Genomic DNA, 8,510 nt, shown 5'->3' with positions numbered 1-8,510 from the left:
TTGAGTTACCTCAGTAGATATATTCTTTTTGTTTACTTATCTTAACATAGTTCGGTTTTTTTGCGCCGACCTACTTAATCCCTTTTTCTCCACTCAATTCCTCAAGGCGTTATATGAAGATGAGCAAATTATTTTTGACTGGAATGTACGGCATTGGCAATGCGATATTGATCAAGTTACATTTGCCGATGCCTCGGATGTGGTGGAGTTTATGGGGGCACAATTACAGAAGTTGCCTGCTAAAACTCAGGATGTTCTCAAACTGGCGGCTTGCATTGGGGCGCAGTTTGATTTAGAGACATTGGCAATAGTCAACGAAGAATTACCAGAACAAACGGAATCAGCGCTGTGGGAAGCCTTGCAAGAAGGGCTTATTTTACTGATTGCAGAAGGCTATGATTTAATTCAAACAGATGATCAATCCCCTCCTGAGTCTGTGGCTAATCCAATTTATAAGTTCCTGCACGATCGCGTCCAACAAGCGGCTTACTCATTGATTCCAGAAAACCAAAAACAAGCTACTCATCTCACAATCGGACAGTTACTCCTCCAAAATTATTCGGAGATAGAAAGAGAAGACAAACTCTTTGATATAGTGGGGCATTTGAATCAAGGAATTGAGTTAATCAATCAATTAAGCGAACGAGAAGCCTTAGCCCAACTCAACTTAGAAGCTGGACGTAAGGCTAGAAATTCTACCGCCTACACAGCCGCAAATATCTATCTGCAAACAGGGATTGAGCTACTGAGAGCCAACTGCTGGCAAAGTCAGTATGAGTTGACGCTGAATCTCTATATTGCTGCTACCGAAACTGCCTATTTGAATGGTGACATTGAGGGTATGGAACAGATGGCAGCAAAGGTTTTACAAGAAGCCCAAACCATTTTAGACAAAATTAAAATTTACGAAATTCAAATTGCCGCTCAGACAGCCCAGAGCAAGGTGTTAGAAGCGATCGCAGTCGGCAGAAATGCACTCTTACAACTGGGTGTTGAACTACCCACAGCACCTGACCAAGCCTTGATTAGTAAAGCGCTACAAGCCCTTGCCGGCGAAATCCAGGATAAACGGATTGAAGAACTAGCTAATCTGCCGATGATGACTGATGCCAAAGCTCAGGCAGCCATACAACTGTTAGGAATGTTATCTGCACCCATTTTTCAAGGAATGCCGAGTTTAACACCTCTAGTTAGCTGCATGATGGTGAGTTTATCGCTCTCTTTTGGGAATGCCCCCGCATCCACGGTGGGGTATGTCATGCACGGGTTGGCGTTGTGTGCCTTTTTGGGAGAGGTGGAAAGCGGCTATGGGTTTGGGCAATTGGCACTCTCATTGCTTGATCGGTTCAATGTGCCAGAATTCAAGTCTATAATTCTCTTGGTGTTTGGTGGCTGGATTCAGCATCATCAAGAAGCTCTCTTGGCAACGAAACCGAGGGCGAAAGATGGCTTTACGGCGGGCATGGAAACAGGTGATTTTCTATACGCTGGCTACAGCATAAGTGTTTACTTTGATGCCAACTTTTTTGGTGGGGTAGAACTAGACTCTTGGGAACCCGAACTAGCAATTTACAGTGCTGCCTTGGCTCAGGCGAAGCAATATTCGGGTCGGGTTTATTTGGATATGAAGCAGCAGATGGTGTCTAACTTGAGGGAAGATCGTATTTGGTCGGATTGTTTAATAGGAACTGCCTACGATGAAACGGTGATGATTCCTAAGTACCATCAGGACAATGATTTCACGGTGGTAGCCACTACCTATATCTACAAACTACTGCTTGCCTACTTATGGGGCAATTACACTGCCGCCCTAGACAACATTGCCCAAGCCAAACAGTATTTAATGGCAGTATCGGGATTAGCTTTTGTTGCCATTTTCCATTTCTATGCCGCCCTCACCCACCTGGCACTTTTTCCCACCCGCCCAGAAATTGAGCAAGCTCAAATTCTCGCTGAGGTGGAAATTCATCAAACTACGCTGAAACAGTGGGCGCAAAATGCGCCCATGAATTATCTGCATAAATGGTATTTAGTTGAGGCTGAACGGCAACGGGTGTTGGGCAATAAAGCTGAGACGATTGAAATGTACGATCGCGCCATTTCTGGAGCCAAAGAAAATAAATTCCTCAACGAAGAAGCACTAGCTAACGAACTAGCAGCCAAATTCTACTGGGAATGGGGCAAAGAAAAAATTGCTCAAACCTACATGATTGAGGCATATTATTGTTATGTTCAATGGGGAGCAACTGCTAAGGTAAAAGATTTAGAAACGCGATATTCCCAGTTATTAATACCTATTCAGTCTGCCACTAAAAACACTACAACAACTGCAACAGTGACGACTGCTGGTGCGGGTAGTAACCTAGATATCACCACAGTGATGAAAGCTTATCAGGCGATTTCTGGCGAAATATTGCTAGATAAATTACTGTCTAGCTTAATGAAAATTTTGATTGAGAATGCGGGGGCGCAAAAGGGCTATCTGATTTGGTTCAGCCAGGGAACGCTGTTAATTGATGCTGAAGGGACAATCAATTCAGAACAAGTCACAGTTTTGCAATCCATCCCGGTGGAAAATTGTCAGGAACTTTCCTCCGCAATTGTCAACTATGTGGCTCGCACTCAAGAAAGCGTGGTACTAGATGATGCTGTCCGAGAGGGACAATTTACTAACGACCCCTACATCCAAAAGCATCAGCCCAAATCAATTTTATGTGTACCACTGATTAATCAATCTCAAATCGTCAGTATTGTTTACCTAGAAAACAATCTGACAGCGGGAGCTTTTACGCCAGAAAGAGTGGAACTATTAAAAGTGTTATCGGGACAGGCGGCGATCTCGATCCAAAATTCTAAGCTTTATACAGAAGTCCGTGAAAGTGAGAACAGACTCGCTCAATTTTTAGAAGCAATTCCAGTCGGGGTGTCAGTGCTGGATGCTTCTGGCAAACCTTACTATAGTAATCGCGTTGCTATTCAATTATTAGGTAAAGGAGTTATTCCTCAAGTCGCCAGCGAGCAAATACCAGAGATTTATCAAGTCTATAAAGCTGGAACAGAGCAGGAATATCCCTCTGCCGAATTGCCGATTGTGCGGGCGTTGAGGGGCGAAAGTGCCACCGCTGAGGATCTGGAAATCCACCAAGGCAACAAGATTATTCCGATCGAGGCTTGGGCTACTCCCATCTATGATGAAAAGGACAACATTTCTTATGCAATGGTAGCCTTTCAAGATATCACGGAGCGTAAAAAAGCCGAAACAGAGCGAATCCGATTTACCGATGAATTGTTCCAACTCAACAAAGCTTACCAGCGCTTCGTCCCCAATCAGTTCCTCCAATTTTTAGAGAAATCAAGCATTATTGATGTCGAATTGGGCGACCAAGTGCAGTTGGAAATGTCGGTGTTGTTTTCCGACATTCGCGACTTCACCACGCTTTCGGAAAGCATGACGCCGGAGGACAATTTCAGATTTATCAATGCCTATCTTTCTCGCATGGAACCCGTCATTAATGAAAATAACGGGTTTATTGATAAATATATTGGCGATGCGATTATGGCGCTGTTTAGCGGCGAGGCGGATCATGGGGTGAAAGCCGGAATTGCTATGCTGCAGAGCCTTGTTGAATATAATCAACACCGCGCTAATTCTGGCTATGGGCCGATTCAAATAGGGATTGGAATTAATACGGGTTCTTTGATGCTGGGAACGGTGGGAGGTCAAAATCGCATGGAGGGCACAGTAATTTCCGATGCGGTGAATTTAGCTTCTCGCGTGGAAAGTTTGACGAAAAATTATGGGGTGTCGCTATTAATTACCCAGGAAACTTACTCGCGTTTAGAAAATCTCTCCCAGTACGCAATCCGCACCCTCGATACGGTAAAAGTCAAGGGAAAATCTGAAGCGGTGACGGTTTATGAAGTGTTTGATTGCGATCCGCTAGAAATTAAAGAGGGCAAGTTAGCTACGCTGGAATTGTTTGCAGAAGCGAGGGCAAATTACTTGGAAGGGAAGTTAGCTGAGGCGGCGCGGCTGTTTGCCGAGTGTTGGCATCAGAATCAGGGCGATGCCGTCGCTAAAATTTACTGGGAACGCTGTCAGTCTACTTTAAGAAATCGCACAAAAATCAATGACAGGCCACACAATTTAGATTAATCATAAAATTCCAAAGCTCGATCGCTCAATTGTTCGACGGGGAGATCATTTTCATTTGACGGGGTGACAACCCCCTCAACCTCGGATCGCTATAATCTATGTTACATTCCTGCGATAGGTGAGAATATTCTTCTCGCAGGTATTCTAGTGCGTCATTAATTACCTCATCCTTTTCAGATTCATCTCCGGGAATTTGGACATAAGCTTCATCAAGAACAGATTTAATTATTTGAAAGCAATTCATAGTACATAGCTAATTGACACCAACCAAATCTTAAATCACGATTCTGGATTGGGTTTGTTAACACATAAAAACTTATGTAGGTTACAAAAAGTAATTATCGTTGTCTTGTTAAAATGCTAAAATTAGCTTTACATGATTAATGGTAAAGCTGGGCAATGCTTGTGTCAAGAACTGTATATTTATAAATTTCAGTAAAAGGTAATCAGCGAGCAGATTTATGTATACTCAACTTTCATTGTGGGAAGAGCCAAAAGCAGAAAGCCAGAAGCATGGTCAGCAATTATCTCTGCCTGATGCCGAAATAATCATGTACCGCGACTTCTTCAATAACAATGAGAGCAACCAGATATTTGCGGAATTGTACGGCACTATTAATTGGAAGCAAGAGGTGGCTCTGCTTTTTGGCAAGCAAGTCGCTATACCGCGACTTAGCGCATGGTACGGAGATCCAGGTAAATCTTACACTTACTCCAAAATAAAAATGGAGCCTAATCTATGGACACCTACACTCATAACAATCAAATCTAAAATAGAAGCAATAGCAGGTACATCCTTTAACAGCGTGTTGCTTAATCTATATCGCGACGGCAAAGATAGTGTAGCTTGGCATAGTGATGATGAATCAGAACTTGGTGAAAACCCAGCGATCGGTTCTGTAAGTTTTGGGGCAACTCGTCGTTTTATGCTCAGGCACAAATACCAAAAAGAAATGAAATTAGAAATTCAATTAACTCCTGGAAGCTTCCTGCTGATGAAAGGAGTAACCCAGCATTTTTGGCAACACCAAATCCCGAAAGCAGCCAAAGTTACTGAACCAAGAATCAACCTTACTTTCAGGAAAGTAAGCTAAATTAATTAATGGTAATTTGTAAGCAAATCTCATATTACTGAGAAGTGCTATAAATAATCAGCTCAATTTTTGACAAAACCGATTAATTACATATAGCGGTTCTCAAAAAAGTGAGGTATGCCCTATGCCCTATGCCCTATGCCCTATGCCCTATGCCCATGAGTACCTCATCTTTCTGAGAAAGGCTATATTTCCGAATCACAGGCTGCAACCTAAACAAATGCTTACCCACTTTTGTCTCAATCAGCGATCGCCAACTGGGCGACTCCAAAACCTTCATCAATATAGAACTAGATATATCGCCGCAATTCGATCTCGTAATCTATTAGTGGAATAAGTATGTTGGTTTAGGTAAATGCGATCGACTCTTTCATTTACCGCCCTTACTTACTTCGCCCGCACAACCAACACGGAACAAGGAGCCTCAGCGACAACCTCAGCACTCACCGAACCCTCCAAAATCCGCTTTAAACCAGTCAAACCCCGACAGCCGATCGCAATTAAATCCGCCTTATAAATATTAGCCAAACGGACAATTTCTTCTGCCGGTTGTCCCGAAACAATCTCCAATTCGCTCTGGCAAGGCAACTTTTCCTGATAAGATTGCAGCAACTTCTCTACCTCTCTATAAGCAATCTCATCTCCCTGAGCGTGAGGTCGATCGACAACCGCGTCAAAATCCGACGTACCAGAACTGACAACATGAACTAGAATCACCTTTGCCGTCGGTTCTAGCTGAAATTTCCCTACAACTTGCAATACCTGAGTCGCTAACTCTGAATTGTCGATCGCTACCAAAACAGTATTCAATATCATGCACCTTTAAATTTTTCGTTGATTGTCGCCTACTGTCCCCTATTCCGCGCTTCCCACCAACATTATTATTACTCAGAAACCCGGTTTCTTAACATAATTGCGTCATTTAAGCAAGATTCTTGAAGAAACCGGGTTTCTTAAGCCCGCAGTGCGTAAGTAAGTAGGTGCAAATAAACTGGGTCGCTTGTCACAGAATGTAAAGCTACCATAATCGCAAGAGAATTGCTTCGTTTCACTGCATTTCACTCACTTTTGACTACCTATGTATTTTGCCGATCATCTACTTAAATCTACCCTCTAAAACTCACCCTTTCCCTCATTTTCAGTCCGCAGCCGCACCGAATCAGCGTGAGAAGGAAGCCCCTCGGCTTCCGCCAAAACATTAATCGCCCTACTCACCTTCTTAAGCGCAGCCGGCGAATATTGAATCAAACTCGAATGCTTCATAAAAGTCTCGACACCCAGCGGCGACGCATAGCGCGGAGCCCCAGAAGTCGGCAAAGTGTGATTCGGGCCAGCCAAATAATCACCTACAGCTTCCGGCGTCGAGCAGCCCAAGAAAATCGCCCCAGCGTGGCGAATTTGGTCAAGCAAAGCCCAAGGATCTGCAACTTGCAATTCCAAGTGTTCCGGGGCAAACTCGTTAGAGAGTTCCGCCGCCGCTTTGAGCGAGTCAACTACTACGACTAAACCATAGTTGACGATCGCCTTTTCTGTTAAAGTTCGGCGCGGGTGATTTGCCAACTGTCTGTCTACCTCAGCCACCACCTTCCTAGCCAGCACCGAATCCGCCGTCAGCAAAATTGCCGACGCCATAGAATCGTGTTCAGCTTGAGCCAACATATCCGCAGCCACGTGCACAGGATTCGCCGCACCATCCGCAATAATCAACACTTCCGACGGGCCAGCCAGAGAATCGATCCCCACAGTCCCGTAAACCAGTTTTTTAGCCAGGGTGACGTAAATATTCCCCGGCCCAGTAATTAAATCCACCTTCGGAATAGTTTCCGTACCGTAGGCTAAGGCTGCGATCGCCTGCGCCCCGCCGATCCGATAAATCTCATCAACTCCCGCTTCCTGAGCCGCTACCAGCACCGCAGGATTCATTTTCTTCTCCTGTCCGGGGGGAGTACACATCACCAGTCTCGGCACCTTGGCGACCTTCGCAGGAACCGCATTCATGATCACCGAGCTTGGATAGGAAGCCTGACCGCCAGGAATGTAAATTCCCGCTCGATCGACCGGCGTGTAGCGCTTGCCCAAAACAATCTCGTCATCGCCAAACTGCACCCAAGACTTGGGTACGCGCTGTCGGTGAAACGCCTCTACCTGTTTGCAAGCCAGCCGGATGGCATTTAATAATTCTTTCGACACCTGTTGGTAAGCAGCATCCAATTCGGCGCCGCTCACCCGTAAATCTTCCACATTTAGGGTCATGCGGTCAAATTCAGCAGTGTAGTGCAGCACAGCCTGATCGCCTCTGCGCCTTACAGCTTGCAGCACCTCCCGCACGGTGGCTTCTTTGTGAACGACAAGTTCGTCATGGGTGCGATCGCAGATCCGTCGCAGTTCAGCTTGTGCCTCAACCCACTGAGTAATGATTCGCAGCATGGAGATTAGGAATGCCGTCTATAACTTCACTAACATTTGCTTGACAATTGGGGATTTTTGTGGGGATCTCCTAGAGAAGTAGGCCACCACCAGTCCACAAGCTTAAACCGCGAGAGTCGCGGCATTTTCCAAGGCTTCAGTGCAGCGTTTAAATCTCTGTCGAGGATTTTGCAACACTGAGGACAAGTCACAACCTTCTCTAGGAATTGCCCGCTAGAGAACCAGGTGCGGAGGGAGAGGGTTGGAACGCAGAGGGGGAGAGTGTCCGACCCCGATAATATCCGAGAGGGAGAGTGTTCGATCGGGAGAATTTTGGTTCTGCCTTCTAGCTTCTACCTTCAGATCCGGCTGTCTTCTACCTTCTACCTTCTGCTTTTTACCTTCTACCTTCGGTAAGTGCTTCTTGCCGAAGCCCAAATAACCCGTATTCTTTGTTATAGCTTAACTTGGATTTTTCAGAGAATTGGATTTTAAGCAGAATAGGTGCTATATTAGTTTTTCCAACACCTGATAATTTTTTTATAAAAAAACGCCAAATTATTGTATACTTGAAAATTGCGCGCAAGAAACCGTGACTTTAACTCGTGACGGTGGAAACACCGCAAAACGCCTCAGTAACACCCGTGTCATACCTGTGGGTATTGTCAGGGGTAAAAAACAGGCAGTTAAATGAGTCAATAAAAAATTATTGCGCGGGCGTCGCCAAAAAGTAGCCACAGACTCAGCTCAATCTGAAGCTCAATTTGAGCGAATGGAAAGTGGCTGTCTCACTCCGCCATTAAAAATCAAGCTTTTTGCGGATCGATCCCGAAAAGGTTGTCCTTCAAAATCCC

The 8,510-nt window shown here is 44.9% G+C and carries 4 protein-coding genes and 1 pseudogene; 2 read left to right on the top strand and 3 right to left on the bottom strand.

The genetic code is table 11. The features are described 5' to 3' along the window. Positions 1 to 76 precede the first annotated feature (76 nt). Positions 77 to 4,156 (top strand): annotated as a pseudogene (locus QUA83_RS17660) (adenylate/guanylate cyclase domain-containing protein); the annotation flags it as partial. A gap of 25 nt (positions 4,157 to 4,181) precedes the next feature. Here the strand turns inward: QUA83_RS17660 and QUA83_RS17655 are convergent. Beyond that, positions 4,182 to 4,400: a hypothetical protein gene (locus QUA83_RS17655; RefSeq protein WP_333294768.1), complete on the bottom strand. Its 219-nt coding sequence runs from the start codon at positions 4,398 to 4,400 to the stop codon at positions 4,182 to 4,184. Positions 4,401 to 4,617: 217 nt separating this feature from the next. Between QUA83_RS17655 and QUA83_RS17650 the strand changes: the two genes are divergently transcribed. Beyond that, positions 4,618 to 5,250 (top strand): alpha-ketoglutarate-dependent dioxygenase AlkB, encoded by a 633-nt coding sequence (locus tag QUA83_RS17650; RefSeq protein WP_333294766.1) that lies wholly within the window; start codon positions 4,618 to 4,620, stop codon positions 5,248 to 5,250. Positions 5,251 to 5,637: 387 nt separating this feature from the next. Here the strand turns inward: QUA83_RS17650 and QUA83_RS17645 are convergent, their stop codons facing one another. Then, on the bottom strand, positions 5,638 to 6,066 hold the full coding sequence (locus QUA83_RS17645; RefSeq protein WP_333294763.1) for a universal stress protein: 429 nt from the start codon (positions 6,064 to 6,066) through the stop codon (positions 5,638 to 5,640). Between the two features lie 297 nt (positions 6,067 to 6,363). Beyond that, positions 6,364 to 7,677, bottom strand: coding sequence for a histidinol dehydrogenase (gene hisD, locus QUA83_RS17640; RefSeq protein ID WP_333294761.1), 1,314 nt, complete (start codon positions 7,675 to 7,677; stop codon positions 6,364 to 6,366). Between the last annotated feature and the right edge of the window lie 833 nt (positions 7,678 to 8,510).

The sequence above is a fragment of the Microcoleus sp. K1-B1 genome, from assembly GCF_036704705.1.
In the GTDB taxonomy this organism is placed as follows: Bacteria; Cyanobacteriota; Cyanobacteriia; order Cyanobacteriales; family Microcoleaceae; genus Microcoleus.
The sequence above is the reverse complement of the archived record's forward strand: the minus strand, read 5'-3'. Positions and strand labels throughout refer to the sequence as shown.

Bases quoted from the DNA above. Each gene is read 5' to 3' on its own strand.
- QUA83_RS17650 (WP_333294766.1), top strand. From the start codon at position 4,618: ATGTATACTCAACTTTCATTGTGGGAAGAGCCAAAAGCAGAAAGCCAG.
- QUA83_RS17645 (WP_333294763.1), bottom strand. From the start codon at position 6,066: ATGATATTGAATACTGTTTTGGTAGCGATCGACAATTCAGAGTTAGCG.
- hisD (WP_333294761.1), bottom strand. From the start codon at position 7,677: ATGCTGCGAATCATTACTCAGTGGGTTGAGGCACAAGCTGAACTGCGA.
- QUA83_RS17655 (WP_333294768.1), bottom strand. From the start codon at position 4,400: ATGAATTGCTTTCAAATAATTAAATCTGTTCTTGATGAAGCTTATGTC.